Origin of the sequence: Streptomyces sp. NPDC002730, from assembly GCF_042888805.1 — a bacterium.
Lineage (GTDB): Bacteria > Actinomycetota > Actinomycetes > Streptomycetales > Streptomycetaceae > Streptomyces.
The window spans coordinates 784,484-806,716 of sequence record NZ_JBIAQG010000001.1 but is presented as its reverse complement, the minus strand read 5'-3'; the positions used below and the strand labels follow the sequence as shown (position 1 = coordinate 806,716).

Genomic DNA, 22,233 nt, shown 5'->3' with positions numbered 1-22,233 from the left:
TGTCCATCACGCCACCAGAAGGGGTGAATGCACGTAACTTTCCCACCCCGGTAGCGTTCAGTCGCGCTACGGGGCGGTGCAGTTACGGAGTGTCAGGCTGCGGCCAGCTCCTTGACGTGCGGTGGCGCGGACCGGATGCGAGACGCCCGTCTCGCACTCTGGGCTCAACCGCCGGGATGCACCCAGGGGTTGGGCCGGCACTTGACCCCGTCGATGTCGAGGGATTTGGTCTGCTGCTGCATGACAGGCGCGAGCGAGCCCGGCGTGCGGCAGTTCACATGACCGTGCCCGAGCCGGTGCCCGACCTCGTGGTTGATGAGCATCTGCCGGTAGGTGAACATTGCCTCGTCGCCGTATGTCGCCGAGCCCTGAGCCCACCGGTACGCATTGATCATCACTCGGTCGGTCGACGCCGAATCACAACTGACGTTGTCGACGCTCGTGTCCAGATCGGATTTGGCGCACCAGGTCGCCGTGGTCCCGGGACTGGCGAGCGTGATCACGAATTCCGGCTCTCCCGACGAGATCCGCTCGAAGGTCATCGCCCCGCCGTGCGCCCAGCTCCGGTCGTCGTTCAGGGTCTGCTGGACCGCCTTGGCGAACAGCGCGCCGTCCAGACCGAGGCCCTTCTCGATATCCACCCGGTAGCGGATCTTGCGGCCCTTGCCCGGCGCCTTGTCGAAGCCGGGCACCGCCTCGAAGTCACCCGTCGCCGTCAGTTTGGGGTTGATCGGGAACCGGGCGGCCATCAGCTGCTCGTACGCGGCAGGGACCGCGGGTTTCACCGCGCCGTCGGGCGGCGCCTGCCGACCGTTCGAGCGGGATGCCGGGCTCTCCGCCCCCGCACGGTCCTTGCCCGCGGCCTGTGCGCTCGGCTTCTCCGGACCGTCCGAGGCGACGTGGCCGGCCACGACGACCGCGAGCACCGTGGTCACCGCGGCGGCCGCGATGCCGGTGAAGGCGCGCCCCTTGCCGCCCTTGGCCGGCTTCTCCTCGCTCGCTTCGGTCGCGGCTTCGGTGGCCTGATCCGGCTCGTCGCCCCGTTCGGCGACGGAGGCGTACGGGTCGGGCTCCTGGCCGGTTGCGGGCCGGGGCTGCTCGAAGGCCTCGACGAACTCCCGTCGCGGGCCCGGTATCCGGGCCGCTCCCGAGGCGGTCGTCCGCGGCGGCGGCACCGGCGTCTGCACACGCTGCCGGCCGCCGCCCTGCCGGTCCCCGTACCGCTGCGGCGGTACGCCCCAGCCACCGCCCGCTTCATGCTGCTCGGGGTGTCCACCGCGGGCCTGGGGCATGCCATAGCCGGAGGAGCCATGCTGTTCAGGACCGGGCGCGGCGTTGCGTCTGCGCCGTCCGCTGCCGGGGCTCGAACCCACGGCTTCCCACTCGCCGGTGCCGGATGCACCGGGGCCGGGTATACCGGCGCTGCTTCCGGAGTCGGAGCCCTTGGGCGCGGGGCCTTTGCGGCTGTGTCGTCCCACCCCCGGATCAGCTCCTGTCGCAGTCGTTCAGCAGTTCCCGGAAAGCCTGGGCGACCGTTTCCGGGTACTCCATCATGGCAACATGCCCGGCGTCCGGGAGCGTCAACAGCCGGGAATCCCGGAAGGCCGCCGCTGCCTTGCGCGCCATACGGTACGAGACGAGCTGGTCCCGCCCTCCGTAAACAAGCAGCGTCGGCGCGAGCACCCGCTCCGCCTGCCGCCACAGTCCGTGCTGTCCGCCCAAGGTGTACGCGTCGACAATGCCGCGCGCGGAACGAGTCACCGCATCCCAGAAGTACGGGAGGCGCATACGCCGCTCCATCTCCTCCACAGCGTTGCGCAGCCCTTCGTCGTCGACCCGCGAGGGGTCTCCGTAGCAGAGCGCCATCACGCCTTTGGTGCGCTGCTCGGCCGTCCAGTCCTTGGTCAGTCTGCCGAACAGCGAGGCGCCCCCGGGCAGTGCCATCAGCGCGGTGGGCACGGCGGAGCGCTGTACGCGGAGCTCCGGCAGCGCGGGCGAGACCAGCGTGAGCGTGCGCACCAGATCGGGCCGGACGGCCGCGACACGGGTGGAGACCGCTCCGCCCAGGGAGTTCCCGAGGAGATGTACGGGGCCGCGGCCCGCGGCGTCCAGATAGCGAATCACCGCTCTGGCGTGGGCGGTGAGGGAGTAGTTGCCGTCGTCCGGCGGCGGGGAGTCCCCGAAACCGGGCAGGTCGATCGCCTCACCGTCCAGGATGTCTTCGAGCAACGGCATCAGCGCCGACCAGTTCAGCGAGGAGCCGCCGAGCCCGTGCACATACAGCGCTGGCGCGAGGCCGGAGCGCGTCGGCGGCCTGGATCTGACGGTGAGCGTCAGTCCGGGCAGCGTCGTGGAGCGCAGCTCCTCGCCCTCCGCGACCCGGACGGTCGCGACCTTGGGGGCCACGGCGGCGTTGACGGCGCGTACTCCCGGCAGCTCGGTCGAAGACATGCGGGCAATGTTACGAGACGATCACACACTGGATCGTGTGTTCGGCGTCACACACCGCGTAGCGTCATGAATGAGTACCTCCTACGCTCGTAGGAAGGGCACTATCCATGGAAAGCGGTGCCGCATGTCTGTCGACCCCACAGACCCGGATACCTTCGATGCAAACGACCAGGAGCCCGTGCTCGACGAAGAGGTTCCCGAAGCCGACGCGGCCGAGCAGCTCGCGGATGTGCTGCCCGACGACGACGACCATGTGGACATCGTCGACCTGGACTCCGCAAATGAGGCCGATGCCGCGGAACAGGCCCGCGTCGTCGCCCTCGACGAGGACGACTACCGGTGACCTGCCCCTCTTTGCCCCTGAATCGGGAGCTACCGCGACTGTCCGGTCCGTGAAATTCTGCGTCCGCACCACGCACAGCCGGGTTACCCAAAAGTACGATGGCGGCGCGGCGCACAGCGCGCAAGGAACAATTTTTTGGGAGGCGGCGTGACAGCCATCGAGCAGACAGAGGCAGCGCGCCCGCGGGGCACGCGCCTGCCACGCCGAGCCCGCAGGAACCAGCTTCTGGGCGCTGCCCAGGAAGTTTTCGTGGCTCAGGGCTATCACGCGGCCGCCATGGACGACATCGCCGAGCGGGCCGGCGTCAGCAAGCCCGTGCTCTACCAGCACTTCCCGGGCAAGCTCGAGCTCTATCTGGCGCTGCTCGACCAGCACTGCGAGTCGCTGCTGCTCTCGGTCCGTACGGCGCTTGCGTCGACGACCGACAACAAGCTGCGTGTCGCCGCGACGATGGACGCCTACTTCGCGTACGTCGAGGACGAGGGCGGGGCCTTCCGGCTGGTCTTCGAGTCGGACCTGACGAACGAGCCCGCGGTGCGCGAGCGCGTGGACCGGGTCTCGCTGCAGTGCGCGGAGGCGATCTCCGACGTCATCGCCGAGGACACGGGCCTGTCCAAGGAAGAGTCCATGCTGCTGGCCGTCGGCCTCGGCGGCGTCTCCCAGGTGGTCGCCCGCTACTGGCTCTCCAGCAGCTCCGGGATCCCGCGCGACACGGCGGTACAGCTGCTGACGTCGCTGGCGTGGCGGGGCATCGCGGGCTTCCCGCTGCACGGCACCGAGCAGCACTGACCGAGGACCGGGGGGTGTTCGCTCCTGGCGTTTCCCGGGGACGCCTGCCGCGTCCCCTCGCCGGGCTAATGTGTGCTGCGTACAGCGCGGCTGACCGCGCAACACACTGACCGTTCGGAGGGACATAGCCGTGGAGGTCAAGATCGGCGTGCAGCACGCGCCCCGGGAGATCGTTCTGGAGAGCGGGCAGTCCGCCGAGGAGGTCGAGCGCGCGGTCGGCGATGCGTTGGCCGGCAAGGCGCAGCTGCTCAGTCTCTCGGACGACAAGGGCCGCAAGGTCCTCGTACCGGCCGACCGGATCGCGTATGTCGAGATCGGCGAGCCGGCGACGCGGCGCGTGGGCTTCGGCGCGCTGTAGGGCGTCGCAAGCGACTGGAGCGTGACAGAAGAGGGCCCGGCGGGAAATCCCCCGCCGGGCCCTCTTCCGCTGTCCCGGGAGGGTTGTTTTCCGCGGGCGCCGGGTAATACGGGCTACGACCGTTTTGCCCGCACCGGCGTCCGCGAGGTGATCAGCAGTGCTCATGGAAACGCTCGGTTCAGTCCTGCTCGGACTCGCCCTCGCCTGGGCCGCTGCCCGTCACCTGTCCGAACGTCTCCCGGCACGCCGTGTGGTCTTCGCCACAGGCACGCTCGGCGCCCTCTTCGGCGGCTATGTCACGCATGCCGCGCTCGGTCCCGGCCACACACTGGCGACGCTGGTGGGCGCGGTGGCGATCGGAGCCGTACTGCTCTCGTTGCTGATCCGGCCGTCGACGCGGCGGCTCCGTCGCGCGTTCCCTTTCTGAGTCCGCACGACCGGCCGCCGACGCCGCCGGGGAAACCGTAGGGCGGAGGCTAGGCCGCGAGGCCCAGCGCCGCCATCCGCTTGGTGTGCGCCTCGGTGATCCGGGAGAACATCCGGCCCACCTCCGCGAGGTCGAAGCCGCCCGCCACACCGCCCACGAGCATCGTGGAGAGCGCGTCGCGGTCCGCCACCACCCGCTGCGCCTGCGAGAGCGCCTCGCCCATCAGGCGGCGCGCCCACAGCGCCAGCCGTCCGCCGACCCGCGGCTCGGCCTCGATCGCGGCGCGGACCTTCTCGACCGCGAAGTTGCCGTGACCTGTGTCGTCGAGCACCGCAAGCACCAGGGCGCGGGTGTCGGTGTCCAGCCGGGCCGCGACCTCACGGTAGAAGTCGCTGGCGATCGAGTCGCCGACGTACGCCTTGACCAGGCCCTCCAGCCAGTCGGACGGCGCGGTCTGGCGGTGGAAGTCGTCCAGGGCCTGGGCGAACGGCTCCATCGCGGCGGTCGGCTCGGCGTCGATGGAGGTGAGGCGGTCGCGCAGCTGCTCGAAGTGGTGGAACTCGGCGGAGGCCATCTTCGCCAGCGCGGCCTTGTCGCCCAGCGTCGGCGCGAGCTTGGCGTCCTCGGCGAGCCGCTCGAAGGCTGCCAGCTCGCCGTAGGCGAGCGCGCCCAGCAGATCCACGACGGCGGCGCGGTACTGGGGGTCTGCGGACGCCGTGGCCCAGTCCTGGGCGGCGATTCCGGTGGGTTCAGTGGCGTTGTCAGGCGTCTCCATGAAGCGCACAATAGCCCGCTCATCGTGAGGCGGAAGGGCCTGGTCAGCCACGTCCGCAGCGCGGTTCCTACGAATTCACCCAACACACATGCGCGATTCCGGGGTACAGTGGTAATGCGCCTGTCGAGCGTTTTAGCTACTCGGCGGGCGATCCCAGTGTATGACTGGGGGATTTGCTCCCCCAGAGCCCCCTTGAGGATGCCCGGTCGGTGGCCCGATCGGCTCCGCCCCGACCGCCCTCCGCGCGGACCGTGCGCACAGTTGCGTACGACCGCAGATGAGGGGCCCCCTCAGCGGCACGAGCGCTCGAGCGAAGGCAGTGGTCCCGCGCCATCCGGCCAATCCACGGCCGGCCCAGTACCCAGGTGCGGTACGACCCCCATTCGTTCGCCTCATGCCGCGTCTCACAGAAGAGGCAACACCCTGACTACGCAGCCCACGACTTTCCGGGATCTTGGGATCCTTCCCGAGACCGCCGAGGCCCTCGAAGCCGTCGGCATCCTTACCCCGTTCCCCATCCAGGAGATGACGCTCCCCGTCGCGCTCTCCGGCACCGATGTCATTGGCCAGGCCAAGACCGGCACCGGCAAGACGCTCGGTTTCGGTCTGCCGCTGCTGGAGCGTGTCACTGTCCCCGCGGACGTCGAGGCCGGCCGGGCGCAGCCCGAGCAGCTGACCGACGCCCCGCAGGCGCTGGTGGTCGTCCCCACCCGCGAGCTGTGCCAGCAGGTCACCAATGACCTGCTGACCGCCGGCAAGGTCCGTAACGTCCGCGTTCTCGCGATCTACGGCGGCCGTGCGTACGAGCCCCAGGTCGAAGCGCTCCGCAAGGGCGTCGATGTGATCGTCGGCACCCCCGGCCGCCTGCTCGACCTGGCCGGTCAGCGCAAGCTCGACCTCTCGCATGTGCGCGCGCTCGTCCTCGACGAGGCCGACGAGATGCTCGACCTGGGCTTCCTGCCCGACGTCGAGAAGATCATCAACATGCTGCCGGCCAAGCGCCAGACCATGCTGTTCTCGGCGACCATGCCGGGTGCGGTCATCGGCCTCGCCCGTCGCTACATGTCGCAGCCGACGCATATCCGCGCCACCTCGCCGGACGACGAGGGCGCGACCGTCGCCAACACCACGCAGCACGTCTTCCGGGCCCACTCCATGGACAAGCCGGAGCTGGTCTCGCGCATACTGCAGGCCGAAGGCCGCGGGCTCGCGATGATCTTCTGCCGTACGAAGCGGACTGCGGCGGACATCGCCGAGCAGCTCGAGCGTCGCGGCTTCGCCTCCGGCGCGGTCCACGGCGACCTGGGCCAGGGCGCGCGTGAGCAGGCGCTGCGGGCCTTCCGCAACGGCAAGGTCGACGTCCTCGTCTGCACGGACGTCGCGGCGCGTGGTATCGACGTCGAAGGCGTCACGCACGTCATCAATTACCAGTCGCCCGAGGACGAGAAGACGTTTCTCCACCGCGTCGGCCGCACCGGCCGCGCGGGCGCCAAGGGCATCGCGATCACGCTGGTCGACTGGGACGACATCCCGCGCTGGCAGCTGATCAACAAGGCGCTGGACCTGAAGTTCCCCGACCCGGTCGAGACGTACTCCACGTCGCCGCACCTGTACGAGCAGCTGAACATCCCGGCCGGCACGAAGGGCGTACTGCCCCGTGCCGAGCGGACCCGTGCGGGTCTGCGCGCCGAGGAGGTCGAGGACCTGGGCGAGACCGGCGGCCGCGGCCGCAAGTCGGCGTCGTCGGCCCCGGCTCGCGAGGAGCGCCCTGCCCGCACGCCGCGCCAGCGCCGCCGCACGCGCGGCGGGTCGACGCCGGACGGCGTCGAGCCGACGACGACGGTGACGGACACGGCCGCGCCGGAGTCCGCGGAGCCTTCGACGGAGCCGCGTACCCCGCGCCGTCGCCGCCGCACCCGAGTGGGAGCGCCGGCCGCGGCCGAGGCGACGGCTGTCGTGGAGACCGTCGAGTTCACAGATGTCGTGGTCGAGGAGCCGAAGCCGCGTCGCCGGACGCGTGCCGCGAAGGCCGTCGACACGGTCGAGGCGGCTGAGGTCGCTACCGAGGTCGCGGCCGAGCCGGAGACCAAGCCGCGTCGCCGGACGCGTGCCGCGAAGGCCGTCGACACGGTCGAGGCAGTAGCGACCGAGGTCGAGGCGGAGCCCAAGCCCCGTCGCCGTACTCGTGCCGCGAAGGCCGTCGACAACGTCGAGGCAGTAGCGACCGAGGTCGCGGCCGAGCCGGAGACCAAGCCCCGCCGCCGCACGCGCGTGGCCAAGGCCGTCGACACGGTCGAGGCTGCCGCCACGGAGGCCGAGGCGAAGCCCCGCCGCCGGACGCGCGCTGCGAAGGCCGTGGACACGGTCGAGGCAGTAGCGACCGAGGTCGAGGCGGAGCCCAAGCCGCGCCGCCGCACCCGCACGACGAAGGCTGCCCAGCCCGAAAGCTGACGCACCAGCAGCCCGGATGGCCCGGCCCCCACTATGGGAGCCGGGCCATCGGCGTCTTGGGGTCTTGGCGTCTTGGAACAACCCCGTAACCCGCGCCCGGAGCGCCGCAACCGACCCACCCCCGTTAGCCTCGTCGCATGAGCCGGCCGCCCACCTTCACCCCGCCCCCCTGCGCCCGCCCCCGCGCGCTCGCCACCGCACGCGGCACCTTCGCCGTGCTCGACGCGCAGCCCGTCGGCGACGTCTTGGGCACCGCCCTGCTCCTGCCCGGATTCACCGGGAGCAAGGAGGACTTCATCGCGCTGCTGGAGCCACTCGCCGAGGCCGGCTACCGCAGTGTCGCCGTCGACGGGCGCGGACAGTACGAGACCGATGGATCCGACGACCAACAGGCTTACGCTCAGAGCGAGTTGGCCCAGGATGTACTCGCCCAGGCCGAAGCCGTCGGCGGGCCCGTGCATCTCCTCGGGCACTCCCTCGGCGGTCAGATCGCGCGCGCCGCCGTTCTCCTCGACGCCGCCCCGTTCACCACGCTCACGCTCCTGTCCTCCGGACCCGCCCAGATCAGCCCCGCCCAGCAGCAGAAGGTCAAGCTGCTGAGCGACGCTCTCTCGGTGATGGGGATGGACCAGGTCTGGGAGGCGATGAAGGCGCTCGATCCGCCGGAGGACGCCGAGACCGACGGCGAGGAACTCCGCCGCCGCTGGCTGCGCCACAACCCGGCCCAACTGATCGCCACCGGCCGCCTGCTGACCGTCGAACCGGACAGGGTCGCCGAGCTCGCCGCAGTACAGCCGCTGCCCAAGCATGTGCTGTCCGGCGAACGGGACGACACCTGGCCCGTGCCACTTCTCGACGCGATGGCGCAGCGCCTGAGCGCCCACCGGACGGTCATCACGGGCGCCGAGCACTCGCCGAACACCGACCGCCCCCTCGAGACAGCCGCAGCGATCGCCGGCTTCTGGGATCAGTACTGAGCCTGAAGGTGCTGCCAGAAACCGTCCCGCAGCGCCCGCCGCAGCACCGCATGCCCCCGCAGCGACCGCTGCAGCACCTTCTCCGCCTCGATCAGCAGGTCCTGGTCCACCGGGCCCGGCAGATACGGGTGGCCCGGCAGCAGCTCCGCCATCGCCTCCCGGCCCCGTTCCGCCAGCCATGTCGCCGCGATCTGCGCGCCCACGAAGCGCACCTCGTCCCGTGACGGCGGCGGCGCGCCCTCGTTCTCGTACGTCGTGACCGGGCGGCGCGTGATGTACGGCCGGCAGAAGTCGAGGTCGAACGTCCGCTGGCTGTCCACTTCCCACAGCAGCGGCTCCGCCTGATTGCGCCCCTCCGAGGCCTCGATGCCCCACAGATGGACCCGCGCCCCGTACCCCTGGGCCGCCTCGACCGCCGAGACCAGGTCCTCGTCGCCGCCGACGAGCGCCGCGTCGCTGATCGCGCGGTGCCGGGCGAGCGACTCCAGATCCGTGCGTATGAGTGAGTCGACGCCCTTCTGCTGGTTGTTCGCGTTGAGGTTGCCGAGGCGCACCTTGACATCGGGCAGCTCCGCTATGGACTGCTGCTCGGGGGTGTGGATACGGCGCCGGGCCCCGTCGTACCAGTAGACCCGCAGCAGCCTGCTGTCCGCGAAGATCGTGCGGGCCTTGTCGATGAAGGCCTCGATCAGCCCCTCCGCGTCCAGGTCGAAGGAGCGCCGGTCCTCGGTGCCCGCGACAAGCAACCCGGCCGCAGCATAGACGTAACCTGCGTCCACGAAGATGGCATGGGTAGAAGGGGTCTTCGCGACCTCGGCGAGCATCCGCTGCAGGAGCTCATTGGTGCGCTCCAGGCGGGCCCTGATGTCAGTGGTCTCTGCGTCATCTACACGGTGCTCATTCATACGGTGCTCATTCTCCGTGGCCGAGCCACTACTCGCCAGTAGTTAGGCATCCAAAAAATTTCCTTAGCGTAGGGAATGTTTGCAGGGTGCATACCGTTGAACACGTACAGAACACAGACGGGCATCCGTCGCCATCAGTTCTCCAGCAGGAGGATCAGACGAAGGGAGAAGCCATGCGCTTCGAGATCATGCGACTCGACGACGTCGACGGCACCGCCGTGGACAGCACCGTCGTAGACGCCGCCTCCGTCAACAGGATCGTGCAGCAGGCCGCTTCGATCGGCCAGCGCATCTATATCCGACCGGCCGATTCCACGGCCTCGTAACACTTGACGACGTTGTGATGTGACGCACTGCGCCCCCGTACGGATGATCCGTACGGGGGCGCAGTGCGTTCGGCGCCAGACGCTCAGGCTCCCTGGATGACCTGGGTGATGCCGTTGATGATCTGCTGCACGGCGATGGCGGAGAGCATCATGCCCGCGAGCCGGGTCACCAGCACCACACCGCCGTCCTTGATCAGGCGGATGATCAGCAGCGAGTAGCGCATCGTCAGCCAGAGCACCACATGCATCGCGACGATCGCCGCCCATACCGACACCTGCTGCGTGACGCCGTCCGCGTGCTGCACGGCCAGAATCACCGAAACGATCGCACCGGGACCGGCCAGCAGCGGCATGCCCAGCGGCACCAGCGCGACATTGACGTCCTTGGTCTGCTTGGGCTCGTCGGTCTTGCCGGTCAGCAGGTCGAGCGCGATGAGCAGCAGGAGCAGACCGCCCGCGATCATCAGCGCGGGCACGGAGACATGCAGATAGTCCAGGATCTGCTGACCGAGAATGCCGAAGACGGTGATCACGCCGAAGGCGACGGCCACCGCCTGCCAGGCCATGCGGCGCTGCACCTTGGCAGGGCGGCCTGAGGTGAGCGCGAGAAAGATCGGGGTGATCCCCGGGGGATCCATGATCACAAAAAGGGTGAGGAAGAGAGAGCCGAAAATGGCAGCGTCGAACACAGTGAGGGCCTAGCGCGAAGAGGGGTCGTACAGAGGGGTGCGGTCGAGGAGCTACGAGCGGCTTCCGCCGGCGCCCGGCACCGGGAAGGCGCCGGTCGCGCGGCGCGTGATCTCGCCGTAGATCTCCGGGTCGGTGGTGTACTCGCCGAGCACACAGGTCTTGCGGCTGCCGTGGTAGTCGCTGGATCCGGTGGCCAGCAGCCCCAGGTCGGCGGCGAGGCCGCGCAGCCGGACACGCGTCGCCGCGTCATGGTCCATGTGGTCGACCTCGATGCCGTCGAGGCCGCACGCGGCAAGTTCGGCTATCGCGGACTCCGGCACCGTACGGCCGCGCAGGACGGCGAGCGGGTGCGCGAAAACGGTCACACCACCGGCGGCCTTGACCAGGCGGACCGCCGTAAAGGGGTCGAGTTCGTGCTTGGTGATGTGCGCACGGCCGCCGTCGGCGATCCACTCGGGCGTGAAGGCGTCGGAGACGGTGGGTACGACGCCGAGTTCGACGAGCGCGGAGGCGATGTGCGGGCGGCCGACCGAGCCGTCTCCGGCGATACGGGCCACCTGGGACCACTCGATGGGAACGCCCAGCTCCTGGAGCTTGGCCACCATCGCCCGGGCGCGCGGCACCCGGTCGTCCCGTACGAGCTCACGCTCGCGCAGCAGCTCGGGTTCGTCGGCGTCGAAGAGGTACGCGAGCAGATGCAGGCTCACGCCGTCCATACGGCAGGAGAGTTCGGCACCGGTGACCAGAGTCACGCTCTCCGGGAGCGCGGCGATCGCCTCGGCGTGGCCGCGCGTGGTGTCGTGGTCGGTGAGTGCGACGACGTCCAGCCCGGCCGCGGCGGCGTTGCGCACCAGCTCGGCGGGGGTGTCCGTACCGTCCGATGCCGTGGAGTGGGTGTGCAGATCGATGCGCACGACGCGTGACTCCAGGGACGGCAGACGGACAGGGGGACGGTCAAGTGTATCGGGGATCCGAACAGCCCTGGTTCACGGCAGAAGCCGCCCGCGGACTGCGAGAGCGGACCACGACAGCTGACTACGAGAGAAGCCGCGGCGACAGCGCCCCGCAGGGCAGCAGTTCCATCTCGGCGCCCAAGTCCCGCAGATCCGTCAGCACCAGCTCGTCGTACATCAACAGCCCGGACTGCTCCGGCCAGACGATCGCCCACAGCCACAGTCCGCGCGCCTCGCCCGCGAACACCGCGCGGTCCTCGGGAGCGTCGGACACATGCCACAGAGGGGTGGGGCGGCCGGCGGCGAGGAGCTTGGCCTGCGGTGGTTTGTCGACGCAGATGTGCGGGCCCGGATCGGGTCCGTCGATCCCGGCGTAGCGCGCGCCGAGGCCGACGCCCAGTTCCTCGGCGACCAGCAGCAGCTCACCGATTCCGCCGAGCGGGCCGGGGCCCGAGCAGGCCACGGCGGTGGCACGGCCTCCACTGCGGTCGTCCCCCGCGTACGCGACACCGGTGAAGAGCCAGCCGACGGGGAGCGGCCAGGGCATCCACACGGGGACTTTCGCGCGGTGCACGACCACACCGAGGGCCTCGACACTTGGCGGAATCACCGGCTGCAGCGGGTGCACGGCTCCGTGCACATCGCACTGCCACGAGTCGGCAAAGAGACCGGGCGCCCTCACCCGGCCACCGCACTTCGGGCAACTGGGTTCGCCCCTCATAGCGCCCAACGGTCCTCTCCGGCCGTCGCCGCGTCAAGGACGATCACCCGTCCGGCGTGTGCCCTCATCAGCCAAAAGTAGATGTAGCTTGCATTCATTAGGCTGTCTAATTTATTGTTTGTATATGGCAACGATCCAGCGGAGAAGCAGCGAAACAGAGGAGTCGTCCATGCGCGGAGAGGATCCGTTCGACGAGGGAGCCACCAGCATCCTGCGCCAGCCGAAGGCCGTCTGGGCCACGGCCGGCGCGTCCGTCGTCGCCTTCATGGGGATCGGCCTGGTGGACCCGATCCTGCCGTCCATCGCCAAGGGCCTGGACGCGACGCCCAGTCAGGTCTCGCTGCTGTTCACCTCGTACTTCCTGATCACCGCGGTCGCGATGCTCGTCACCGGCTTCGTATCCAGCCGTATCGGCGGCAGGAAGACCCTGCTCGCCGGGCTCGCGCTCGTCATCGTCTTCGCCGCGCTCTCCGGCACCTCCGGCTCCGTCGGCGAACTCGTCGGCTTCCGGGCCGGCTGGGGCCTTGGCAACGCACTCTTCGTCTCGACCTCGCTCGCCGTCATCGTCGGCGCGGCGGCCGGCGGGAGCGCCGCGGCGATCCTGCTCTACGAGTCGGCGCTCGGCCTCGGCATGGCATGCGGACCGCTGCTCGGCGCGCTGCTCGGCAACGCCAGTTGGCGGTACCCCTTCTTCGGCACCGCAGCCCTGATGGCGATCGGCTTCCTGTGCATCACCGCCTTCCTCAAGGAGCAGCCGAAGCCCGCGCGCAAGACCTCGCTGCTCGACCCGGTGAAGGCGCTCGGACACGGCGGCCTGGCCTCCGCAGCCGCCTCGGCCTTCTTCTACAACTACGCGTTCTTCACCGTGCTGGCCTTCACGCCGTTCGTGCTGAACATGACGCCGTACACGTCGGGCGCGGTGTTCTTCGCCTGGGGTGTGCTGCTCGCGGTCTTCTCCGTACTGGTGGCGCCGCGGCTGCAGGCGCGCTCCGGATCGCTCAAGGTGCTCGGCGGCTCGCTGCTGCTGCTCGCCGTCGACCTGGTGGTCATCGGATACGGGAACCACACCGTGGCCGTCGTCGGAACGGTCGTCTCCGGCGCCTTCATCGGCCTGAACAACACCGTGTTCACCGAGCTGGCGCTGGGCGTCTCGGACGCGCCGCGGCCGGTGGCCAGCGCGGGCTACAACTTCGTCCGCTGGTTCGCCGCGGCCGCCGCGCCCTACTTCGCACCGAAGATCGAGGAGTGGAGCAACATCCACATCCCGTTCGTGGTCGCGGCGGTCGCGGCCGTGATCGGCGCGGGCATCGTCCGGGTACGGCGCGCCTCGCTGAGCCGCGAGGCGGAGCAGCTCCAGCCCGTCCACGCCACCCAGGACGGTGTGACGGCCTTCGCCAACTAGCCTGGCCTCAGTCGAGAGTTACGGACCTGCGCAGCGGATCGCGCAGGTCCGTACCGTGCGTCAGCCACCGCTCCTGGAGCTCCTGCGCGCCGTGCACCCGCTTCCACGCGGCCTCGTTGGACGTCATCGGCAACAGCGGCAGGAAGTGCACCGGATCCATCGGCTCGTCCAGCTCCAGGTCCGCCACCAGACCGCCCGGCTCGGCGACGAGCACCGAGCTGAACGGTGCGGACGGCCAGAGCGGATCACCGACGTCCAGCGAGGCGCCCGGTGCCACGACCACGCCCTCGACCTGCGGTGACGCGGCCAGTACGGCGAGCGTACGGAGCACCTTGTCGGTGTCGGCGACCCCGGCCCGTACGGACAGGACCAGCTCCGCGCGCGGGCCCTTCACCGGGTCGGCGAGGGCCGCGGTGGGGTCCGTCATCGGATGCGCGGACATGCCGAGGGTGGCGTAGCGCACGATGGCCCCGTCACCGTCCCGGTCCAGGAAGCGGAGCACCTCGATGCGGTCCGTACCGAGGAATGTCACCGCGGCGCGCGCGTCCGGTTCGCCAAGTGCCGTACGCAGCCTGGCCTCGACCAGAGCAAGAACTTCTTCCATGCCGCGAGCATAAAGCGCGTAAGGAACGGGCAAACGAAGGGATTGGCCCCCAGTCGGCTGATAGTCTTGGCCGCTGGTCGGGACGGCACGCAGAAGCGTTGCTCTCAAGTCCCGACGACACGTCATCCCCTACGGGGGACCGGCCGGAGGAGGTGGGGCTGCGGTGGATCGAAGTCGACCGGTCAGTACCAACCGCTCTTCCGCACGGCACCATTCCTCTGTGATCTGAGGCCTTCCCGCACGGGGCCCACGGCATTTCGCACGACGGAAGAGCACTTCGTTTTTGCCTGTCTGTAGCGAACGCCGTCACCGCGATCCCGCGGTGCCGCCCGCTTTGCGGACGTATGCATCACGTCCTCATTCCGGGCTGTGCCACGCCACTCGCCGACGGCCTCTCCGTGAAGGAGCCAGCCATGTCGATGATCCGTGACCTGCGTGCAGCGGTCCGTCCGTCCCTGCGCAAGAGCAATGCCCCGTACAGCACGTACGACACCACTCGCGATCCGTCCGCCTCCAGCGCAGTCGTCGACTGCGCGGTCTACCGCGACGGAAAGCGGCTGGAGAACGCGACCTGCCAGACGCCGCACGAGGCCATGCTGCGGGTGCGTGACAACGGCGGCTTCGCGTGGATCGGGCTGCATGAGCCGACGGAGGCCGAATTCGCCGGTATCGCAGCGGAGTTCGGGCTGCACCCGCTGGCCGTCGAGGACGCCGTCCACGCCCACCAGCGGCCCAAGCTGGAGCGGTACGACGACACACTGTTCACCGTCTTCAAGACGATCCACTACGTCGAGCACGCCGAGCTCACCGCGACCAGCGAGGTCGTCGAGACCGGCGAGGTGATGTGCTTCACCGGCCGGGACTTCGTCATCACGGTGCGGCACGGCGGCAAGGGCTCGCTGCGGGCACTCCGGCACCGGCTGGAGGAGGACACCGAGCTGCTCGCCAAAGGGCCGTCCGCGGTGCTGCACTCCATCGCCGACCATGTGGTCGACGGGTACATCGCGGTGGCCGCGGCCGTGCAGGACGATATCGACGAGGTAGAGATCGATGTCTTCTCCGCGCCCGCGAAAGGCAGCCCGCGCGGCAGCGACGCCGGCCGGATCTACCAGCTCAAGCGCGAGGTGCTGGAGTTCAAGCGGGCCGTGTCCCCGCTGCTGCGGCCGATGCAGCTGCTGAGCGAGCGTCCGATGCGGTTGGTCGACCCGGACATCCAGAAGTACTTCCGCGATGTCGCCGACCACCTCGCCCGAGTACAGGAGGAGGTCATCGGCTTCGACGAGCTGCTGAACTCCATCCTCCAGGCGAATCTGGCGCAGGCGACGGTCGCGCAGAACGAGGACATGCGCAAGATCACCTCCTGGGCGGCGATCATCGCCGTGCCGACGGCGGTGTGCGGCGTGTACGGCATGAATTTCGACCACATGCCCGAGCTGCACTGGAAGTACGGCTACCCCATGGTGCTCACCGGCATCATCGGCGTCTGTCTCGCGATCCACCGCACCCTGAAGCGCAACGGCTGGCTGTAGATAGGCTGCGGGCATGACAGACAGTTCCGCTCGCTTCGCTGGGGAGACCCCACTGCTCGGCCAGGCGCTCGTCGAGGAGGCCACCAAGAAGTCCGGCCTCATCTGGGTGCGCGGCGAGGGCCCGCAACGGGCGCTGTGGCACGTGTGGCACGAAGGCGCCGCGCACATCGTCGGCGACGGCCCCGGCGAGCAGCCACTGCCGCAGCTGACGGCCGGCGGAACGGCCGAGGTCACCGTCCGCAGCAAGGACAAGGGCGGCCGGCTGGTCGTCTGGACGGCGTCGGTGAGCGAACTCGTCCCGCACTCCGAGGAGTGGGAGGCGGCCGTCGCCGAACTCAAGGGCAAGCGCCTGAACGCCCCGGACGCGGAGCAGATGACGGAGCGCTGGGCACGCGAGTGTCGGGTGCTGCGCCTCGAGCCGCAGGACGCGATCACGGACCTGCCGGACACTTCGGGGGCTGCCGTACCGCTGCCGACGTCGGCGACGACGCGTCAGCCCGCGCCGGTGGCGTTGCCGCGTCTGCTCCTGAAGCGCAAGAAGAGACGCGGTTAGGGGCGGAGGCTGGAAAATCCAGCCCGTCCGGCGATTGAGGACCGGGGTCCGGGCGGAACCCCGGGAAACAGCTAGTTGTGCTGTCGCATGAGATTGGTGCCGCTTCGGCGGCGGGTGGCGGTGCGTAGACGGACGACGGCAGGAAGGGCCCGGCTGCGCCAGGTGGCGTTGAACGTATGTGGGTGAGATGCCGACGCTCGACCGAGGGTCTTGGCCGCTGCCGAAGGGGTCCAGGCCGATCCAGGTGGCGGCGCGTAGACGAGTGCGAGGCGAGGGGCCAAGGGCTCCGGCATGGCGGCGAATGCCGGGCGTCCTCCAGCTCGGATCTCTTCAGACTGGAATGCAGCCCGATCATCTCCTCAACCCGTGAGGTTCAGTGCGAACCGGGCCTGGGCGGCTGATGCAGACAAGTAAGTCAAGCCTTACTTTCATGGAAATTTATCTGCATAGTGGAGGGCCGAGTCGAGAGGAGTACGGCTGTGCCGCAGTTCAACCGGGGTGCCGTAGGGCAGGTCGAGGTGGAGCAGGCCCACGTATCCGCCATGTACGGGCTGCTCGACGAGCGAGTGGCGGATGTACGGGCCCAGCTGGATGACGTACTGAAGTCGTCGGCCGACAGCGCGGGAGAGGTGTACGCGCGTGATGTCGCCGCAGAGCGTCTGGCACGGCAGGTCCACCGACTCGCGGGGGCCGAGGAGGGGCTGGCGTTCGGCCGGATCGATGGCGCGGACGGCACTGTCCTGCACATCGGACGGCTCGGCCTGCACCTGGGCGACCGGGACCTGCCGCTGCTCGTCGACTGGCGGGCGGAAGCGGCGCGGCCCTTCTATGCGGCAACGGCCGTCCACCCGATGGGGCTGCGGCGGCGCCGTCACCTGCGGGTGGAGGAACGCGCTGTGCGCGCGGTGAGCGACGAGCTGCTGGACGGATCCGCACCCGCGGCCGGCGACATCGTCGGCGACGGTCCGTTGACGGAGGCGCTGGAGGCGCAGCGCACGGGGTGGATGCGTGCGGCGGTGGCCACGCTGCAGGCGGAGCAGGACGCGATCGTCCGTTCCCCGCATCGGGGGGTGACGGTGGTGCAGGGCGGCCCGGGCACGGGCAAGACCGTCGTCGCGCTGCACCGGGCGGCGTACGTGCTGTATGCATTCCCGCGCGCCGCCGAGCGCGGTGTCCTGGTGCTCGGGCCGAACGCGCGGTTCCTCGACTACGTCTCGCGCGTGCTCCCCTCGCTCGGGGAGAACGACGTGGACCTGGCGACGTGCGGGGAGCTGGCCGGAGTGGTGCCCGCCACTGTGGAGCCGTGCGATGTCGCGCGGCTCAAGGGCAGCTCCGCCATGGCTGAGGCGCTGGAGGGCCTGGTGCACTCCCGGCAAGCGCCTCCGGACGCCCGGTTCGCGGTACGTGTGGGGCAGGAGTGGGTCCGTCTGACGAGCGTGGATGTCGCGGCGGCACGAGAGGCTGCGGTGGCGAGCGGCCTGGTGCACAACCGTGCGCGGGAGGTGTTCAAGGAGCACCTGATCGGCACGGTCACGAGCACGCTGGAGCGTGGCACCGCCGAGGCCCTCGCGCACATCGACGCCGAGATCACTGAAAGCACGAGCCTCGACCTCGATGCCGCGGCCGAGGCCGACCTGCAAGCTCTCGGCTTCGATGGCGCGCCGGCCGCCGACCCGGCCGAGATGTTTGATGCGGACGCGCTGCGCGCGAACCTCATGGGCGACGCCCACGCCGAGGGTGCGGTGGAGTCCCTCTGGCCACGACTGACGCCCGAAACGGTCGTACGGGCCCTGCTGACGGACACCCGCACCCTAGCCACACATCTGCCGTCACTCACCGATGACGAGCGCTCCCGGCTGCTGCGCTCTGCTGCCGCCCCGTGGACCGATGCCGATGTGGCGCTGCTGGACGAGGCGGCGAACCTGGTGGACGGGCCGCCGGAGCGGACGTTCGGGCACGTCGTCATCGACGAGGCCCAGGAGCTGACCGCCATGCAGTGGCGGATGGTGCTGCGCCGGTGCCCGGCCAGGTCGATGACGCTGGTGGGCGACTTCGCCCAGGCGGGCCCCGCGACGGCAGCGAGCGAGTGGTCCCAGGCGCTGGGCCCGCATCTCGGCACCCGGTTCACCCTGCACACCCTGACCGTCAGCTACCGCACGACCCAGGAGATCCTGGCCACCACCCGCGACCTGCTCGCGCGGATCGCCCCCGGTCAGACGCCGAGCCGGTCCATCCGCCACGGCGAGCCTCCCCGCAGCCTCACCGCACATCCGCACACACTCGCCGCCACCGTGGCCGGGGAGCTCCGGGCCCAGGCCGCAGCACATCCGGGCGACCTGCTCGCCGTGATCTGCGCGGATGCCCGGCTGGACGACGTGGCGTCGGCTGGCGTCACACAGTGGGCGCGGCTCGTGCCGGCATCCGAGGCCCGCGGCCTGGAGTTCGACGCGAGCATTGTCGTCGGCCCGCAGGAGATCATCGAGGCCCGCCCCAGCGGCGAACGTGACCTGTATGTCGCTCTGACGCGTGCCACCAAGAGGCTCTGCTTGATTGCCTTCCACCCCGCATGAACATCACGCCTCATGACCGCCCCTTGATGGGTACTCACAGCGGGTACCTCGATGCCTGATATGACGGGACATCCCAACGCCCCGCTGACACCGGAAGGGCGTCGCCGATTATGTGAGCGCGTGGATGCCGGGCGTCCGATCGCACACGTCGCGGCGGAGGCCCGCGATCTCCCGCCGTTGCCTGGCCAAGTGGTACGCCGGCTGGCGCGCGCACGGCGAGAGCGGCCTGCTCGACCACTCTTCCCGACCCACCACTAGCCCAACCCGCACCGCCGAGAACATCGCGGACTTGGTGGAGGCGCTGCGGCGGCAGACCAAGCACGGGCCCACCCGCCTCGCTGCCGACCTTCAGCGGCTGCACGGCGTCACGCTCGCGCCAGCCACGGTCCATCGAATCCTGATGCGGCGAGGACTCAACCGGCTGAGGTATCTCGATCCGCCGACCGGCGAGCAGATGCGCGAGGTCATTCGCTACGAGCACGAGAGGGTCGGCGACCTGATCCACGTCGACATCAAGAAACTCGGACGCATCCCCCAGGGCGGCGGCTGGCGCATGCACGGCATGGGTACCGAGGCTGCCCGTGCCTCCAAACGCACCGGCCCCGGCACAGGGAAGGTCGGCTATACGTACCTACACTCTGCGCTCGACGACCACTCCCGGCTCGCCTACACCGAGGCCCTGCAGGACGAACGCGCCGTGACGGCGGTCGCCTTCTGGCACCGCGCCGTCGCGTTCTTCGCCGCCCACGGCATCACGCCGATTCGCCGCGTCCTGACCGACAACGGCGCCTGCTACCGCTCCCGGACCTGGGCCGCCGCACTCGCCGCGGAGGGCACGAAGCACAAGCGCACCCGCCCCTACACCCCGCGGACGAATGGGAAGGTCGAGCGCTATAACGGCACACTCGCCAGGGAGTGGGCCTATGTCCGCGACTACACCTCCGAGCATGAACGCCGGACGGCACTCGCGGACTTCCTGAACTACTACAACCACGAGCGGCCGCACGCCGCGCTCGGAGGCCGACCGCCCATCAGCCGGACATCCGGCGGCGACAACCGCGTTACCTTCGACCAGCCGCCGGAACCACTCGACACGCTCCCACAGCAGCTCACGTTCGAGGAGTTCGTGGAACCAACGTCATGAGGCATCACAGCTAGTCCCTGGTCTTCGGCAGCTGGCCGCCGTAGTCGACCATCTCGTCCTTCTCCGGCGCCGCCAGCGTGAAGTCCTTGTCCCAGTCCGCCAGCGTCAGCACACCCGCGCCGCCCGCCCGTGCGAACTGCAGCGGATACGGCTTGCCCTCCAGCGAGACATCCAGCGTGCCGCCCTCGCCCTCGCCGCCGATGACCTTGATGGTTCGTACACCGCTCACCTCGGTCCGGTCGCCCTTGCTGAGCTTGCCCTGCATCCCCAGCAGGCCCTCGAGCAGCACATCCATGTCCGTGAAGACGCGGAACTGCTTGTACGCCGGGTCGCCCTCCGGCACCTTCACGTACATGTCGTCGAGCTTGCCCGCCGCCTCCGTGTCGGTCTTGCTCGGCTTCTCCTTGTCCTTGGCGTCCGCATGGCTCCAGAAACCCGCGTCGGCCTTCAGGAAGAGCGCGTCGCCGACCCGCAGCAGTTCGAAGGTGTTGTCCTTCGAAGTGACGGAGCCGGTGCCGCCGTCGTGCTTGAGCCGCATGTTCAGCTTGTACGTGCCGCCCTTGCTGACCAGCGTGCCGGAGAGCCGTACCGACGCCGCCGCGTGCGAGGCGTCGCGTGCCTTCGTCTCGATCTCGGTCGCGGACAGCTTTCCGACGCCGTTGGTCCCCGCGTCCGGATCCTCGCCGCTGCATGCCGTGAGCGCCGCGGTCAGCCCGGCGCAGAGCGCCACCGAGAGCGCGGCCCGGCGGGCTCGGGCGGCCAGGGGGAGGGGAGTCACAAGCGCACTGCCTCTCATCTGCGAGTCGTGGGTCATGGCTGGCAGACGGCAGCGTACCTGTGCTGAGCACATCGATCCTCAGAGAGCCGTACGGACGCCAGCCAGGGCGCCACGGAACGGCACGGGCTAGCCTGAAGCCCCTGAACGGCAGCATTCGCGGGCAAAAAGGAGGCGCGCAACATGGCAGCAGGCGCCCCTCGGATCTTTGTCTCGCACCTCGCCGGCGTGCCCGTCTTCGACCCCCAGGGCGACCAGGTGGGCCGCGTCCGCGATCTGGTGGCGATGCTGCGCGTCGGCCGCCGTCCGCCGCGGCTGCTCGGCATGGTCGTCGAGGTGCTCAGCCGCCGCCGGATCTTCCTCCCGATGACCCGGGTCACCGGCGTCGAGTCGGGCCAGGTCATCACCACGGGCGTACTCAACGTGCGGCGCTTCGAGCAGCGCCCGACCGAGCGGCTGGTGCTCGGCGAGCTGCTGGACCGGCGCGTGCGACTGGTGGAGAGCGGCGAGGAGGCCACGGTCCTCGATGTCTCGATCCAGCAGCTGCCGGCCCGTCGTGACTGGGAGATCGACAAGGTCTTCGTACGGAAGGGCAAGCCAGGGGCGCTGCGCCGCAAGGGCGAGACGCTGACCGTCGAGTGGTCGGCGGTCACCGGCTTCTCGCTGGAGGAGCACGGGCAGGGCGCCGAGAGCCTGCTCGCGACCTTCGAGCAGCTGCGCCCCGCCGACCTCGCCAATGTGCTGCACCACCTCTCGCCGAAGCGGCGCGCCGAGGTGGCCGCGGCCCTCGACGACGACCGGCTCGCGGACGTACTGGAGGAGCTGCCGGACGACGACCAGGTGGAGATTCTCGGCAAGCTCAAGGAGGAGCGCGCGGCGGACGTCCTGGAGGCCATGGACCCGGACGACGCCGCCGACCTGCTGTCCGAGCTGCCGGAGGAGGACAAGGAGCGGCTGCTGGCGCTGATGCGGCCCGACGACGCGGCGGACGTACGGCGGCTGCTGTCGTACGAGGAGCGGACGGCGGGCGGCCTGATGACCACCGAGCCGATCGTGCTGCGGCCGGACGCGACGGTCGCGGACGCCTTGGCGCGCGTACGCCAGCAGGACCTGTCCCCCGCGCTCGCCGCGCAGGTGTACGTCTGCCGGCCGCCGGACGAGACGCCGACCGGCAAGTACCTGGGCACGGTGCACTTCCAGCGGCTGCTGCGGGACCCGCCGTTCACGCTGGTCAGCTCGATCGTGGAGAGCGATCTGCCGCCGCTCGCGCCGGGCACCGCGCTGCCCGCGGTCACCAGCTATCTCGCCGCGTACAACATGGTGGCGGCGCCTGTCGTCGACGAGAGCGGTTCGCTGCTGGGGGCGGTGACCGTCGACGACGTACTCGACCATCTGCTGCCGGACGACTGGCGGGAGACGGAGTTCGAGGAGGCCGCCCACGAGGAGTCCGCCCATGGGTAGCGGCAGCGACGGGTTGGCCGATCGCAGCG

21 protein-coding genes and 1 pseudogene are annotated in these 22,233 nt (G+C 69.8%); 13 read left to right on the top strand and 9 right to left on the bottom strand.

Annotated elements, in window-relative coordinates; all coding sequences use genetic code 11:
- Positions 1–164 precede the first annotated feature (164 nt).
- The gene (locus ACFYXH_RS03995) at positions 165–1,478 is read right to left on the bottom strand and encodes a DUF3152 domain-containing protein (RefSeq protein ID WP_389560355.1); all 1,314 of its coding nucleotides are present in this window, start codon (positions 1,476–1,478) and stop codon (positions 165–167) included.
- Positions 1,479–1,485: 7 nt separating this feature from the next.
- Entirely contained in the window at positions 1,486–2,451 is a 966-nt protein-coding gene (locus ACFYXH_RS03990) for an alpha/beta hydrolase (protein ID WP_389560353.1), read from the bottom strand.
- 124 nt (positions 2,452–2,575) lie between these two features.
- On the opposite strand from ACFYXH_RS03990, the gene ACFYXH_RS03985 reads away from it, so the two are divergent.
- The 4 genes from ACFYXH_RS03985 to ACFYXH_RS03970 all read left to right on the top strand — a co-directional run bounded on the left by ACFYXH_RS03985 (position 2,576) and on the right by ACFYXH_RS03970 (position 4,368).
- Entirely contained in the window at positions 2,576–2,794 is a 219-nt protein-coding gene (locus ACFYXH_RS03985) for a hypothetical protein (protein ID WP_389560351.1), read from the top strand.
- A 147-nt stretch (positions 2,795–2,941) separates the two neighbouring features.
- Positions 2,942–3,583, top strand: a complete 642-nt coding sequence (locus ACFYXH_RS03980) for a TetR/AcrR family transcriptional regulator (RefSeq protein WP_362686631.1) — start codon at positions 2,942–2,944, stop codon at positions 3,581–3,583.
- Positions 3,584–3,713: 130 nt separating this feature from the next.
- Entirely contained in the window at positions 3,714–3,941 is a 228-nt protein-coding gene (locus tag ACFYXH_RS03975; protein ID WP_215095436.1) for a DUF3107 domain-containing protein, read from the top strand.
- Between the two features lie 157 nt (positions 3,942–4,098).
- Entirely contained in the window at positions 4,099–4,368 is a 270-nt protein-coding gene (locus ACFYXH_RS03970; RefSeq protein ID WP_389560349.1) for a hypothetical protein, read from the top strand.
- A gap of 49 nt (positions 4,369–4,417) precedes the next feature.
- Here the strand turns inward: ACFYXH_RS03970 and ACFYXH_RS03965 are convergent, their stop codons facing one another.
- Positions 4,418–5,143, bottom strand: a complete 726-nt coding sequence (locus tag ACFYXH_RS03965; RefSeq protein WP_389560347.1) for a ferritin-like fold-containing protein — start codon at positions 5,141–5,143, stop codon at positions 4,418–4,420.
- Between the two features lie 525 nt (positions 5,144–5,668).
- On the opposite strand from ACFYXH_RS03965, the gene ACFYXH_RS03960 reads away from it, so the two are divergent.
- On the top strand, positions 5,669–7,594 hold the full coding sequence (locus tag ACFYXH_RS03960) for a DEAD/DEAH box helicase (RefSeq protein ID WP_389560345.1): 1,926 nt from the start codon (positions 5,669–5,671) through the stop codon (positions 7,592–7,594).
- Between the two features lie 137 nt (positions 7,595–7,731).
- A complete protein-coding gene (locus tag ACFYXH_RS03955; protein ID WP_389560343.1) occupies positions 7,732–8,571 on the top strand; it encodes an alpha/beta fold hydrolase in 840 nt (279 codons plus the stop codon).
- On the opposite strand, the gene ACFYXH_RS03950 is transcribed toward ACFYXH_RS03955, so the two are convergent.
- Complete coding sequence (locus tag ACFYXH_RS03950) at positions 8,562–9,476, bottom strand: NYN domain-containing protein (protein WP_385305144.1); 915 nt, start codon at positions 9,474–9,476, stop codon at positions 8,562–8,564. The two genes, ACFYXH_RS03955 and ACFYXH_RS03950, sit on opposite strands and share 10 nt — an antisense overlap.
- Positions 9,477–9,649: 173 nt before the next feature.
- Here ACFYXH_RS03950 and ACFYXH_RS03945 point away from each other — a divergent pair, with 173 nt between their 5' ends.
- The gene (locus ACFYXH_RS03945; RefSeq protein ID WP_327325910.1) at positions 9,650–9,802 is read left to right on the top strand and encodes a hypothetical protein; all 153 of its coding nucleotides are present in this window, start codon (positions 9,650–9,652) and stop codon (positions 9,800–9,802) included.
- 83 nt (positions 9,803–9,885) lie between these two features.
- Here the strand turns inward: ACFYXH_RS03945 and ACFYXH_RS03940 are convergent, their stop codons facing one another.
- The 3 genes from ACFYXH_RS03940 to ACFYXH_RS03930 form a co-directional block, all read right to left on the bottom strand.
- Positions 9,886–10,491: a MarC family protein gene (locus ACFYXH_RS03940; RefSeq protein ID WP_362686645.1), complete on the bottom strand. Its 606-nt coding sequence runs from the start codon at positions 10,489–10,491 to the stop codon at positions 9,886–9,888.
- A gap of 51 nt (positions 10,492–10,542) precedes the next feature.
- Complete coding sequence (locus tag ACFYXH_RS03935; protein WP_389560340.1) at positions 10,543–11,406, bottom strand: PHP domain-containing protein; 864 nt, start codon at positions 11,404–11,406, stop codon at positions 10,543–10,545.
- Positions 11,407–11,527: 121 nt separating this feature from the next.
- Positions 11,528–12,166, bottom strand: a complete 639-nt coding sequence (locus ACFYXH_RS03930) for a DUF6758 family protein (RefSeq protein WP_327325907.1) — start codon at positions 12,164–12,166, stop codon at positions 11,528–11,530.
- Between the two features lie 169 nt (positions 12,167–12,335).
- On the opposite strand from ACFYXH_RS03930, the gene ACFYXH_RS03925 reads away from it, so the two are divergent.
- Positions 12,336–13,568, top strand: coding sequence for an MFS transporter (locus tag ACFYXH_RS03925; RefSeq protein ID WP_389560338.1), 1,233 nt, complete (start codon positions 12,336–12,338; stop codon positions 13,566–13,568).
- Between the two features lie 7 nt (positions 13,569–13,575).
- On the opposite strand, the gene ACFYXH_RS03920 is transcribed toward ACFYXH_RS03925, so the two are convergent.
- Positions 13,576–14,172 carry a suppressor of fused domain protein gene (locus ACFYXH_RS03920; protein WP_327325905.1) on the bottom strand — a complete coding sequence of 199 codons (597 nt, stop codon included), beginning with the start codon at positions 14,170–14,172 and terminating at the stop codon, positions 13,576–13,578.
- A gap of 413 nt (positions 14,173–14,585) precedes the next feature.
- Between ACFYXH_RS03920 and ACFYXH_RS03915 the strand changes: the two genes are divergently transcribed.
- The 4 genes and pseudogenes from ACFYXH_RS03915 to ACFYXH_RS03900 form a co-directional block, all read left to right on the top strand.
- The gene (locus ACFYXH_RS03915; RefSeq protein WP_389560337.1) at positions 14,586–15,701 is read left to right on the top strand and encodes a magnesium and cobalt transport protein CorA; all 1,116 of its coding nucleotides are present in this window, start codon (positions 14,586–14,588) and stop codon (positions 15,699–15,701) included.
- Positions 15,702–15,714: 13 nt separating this feature from the next.
- Positions 15,715–16,254: a hypothetical protein gene (locus tag ACFYXH_RS03910; protein ID WP_389560335.1), complete on the top strand. Its 540-nt coding sequence runs from the start codon at positions 15,715–15,717 to the stop codon at positions 16,252–16,254.
- Positions 16,255–16,796: 542 nt separating this feature from the next.
- Positions 16,797–18,824 carry a HelD family protein gene (locus tag ACFYXH_RS03905; RefSeq protein ID WP_389560652.1) on the top strand — a complete coding sequence of 676 codons (2,028 nt, stop codon included), beginning with the start codon at positions 16,797–16,799 and terminating at the stop codon, positions 18,822–18,824.
- Between the two features lie 60 nt (positions 18,825–18,884).
- Positions 18,885–19,869 (top strand): annotated as a pseudogene (locus tag ACFYXH_RS03900) (IS481 family transposase); the annotation flags it as partial.
- Positions 19,870–19,978: 109 nt separating this feature from the next.
- On the opposite strand, the gene ACFYXH_RS03895 reads toward ACFYXH_RS03900, so the two are convergent.
- Positions 19,979–20,746: a hypothetical protein gene (locus ACFYXH_RS03895; RefSeq protein ID WP_389560333.1), complete on the bottom strand. Its 768-nt coding sequence runs from the start codon at positions 20,744–20,746 to the stop codon at positions 19,979–19,981.
- A 180-nt stretch (positions 20,747–20,926) separates the two neighbouring features.
- Between ACFYXH_RS03895 and ACFYXH_RS03890 the strand changes: the two genes are divergently transcribed.
- Complete coding sequence (locus ACFYXH_RS03890; protein ID WP_389560331.1) at positions 20,927–22,204, top strand: magnesium transporter MgtE N-terminal domain-containing protein; 1,278 nt, start codon at positions 20,927–20,929, stop codon at positions 22,202–22,204.
- The last annotated feature ends 29 nt before the right edge of the window (positions 22,205–22,233 follow it).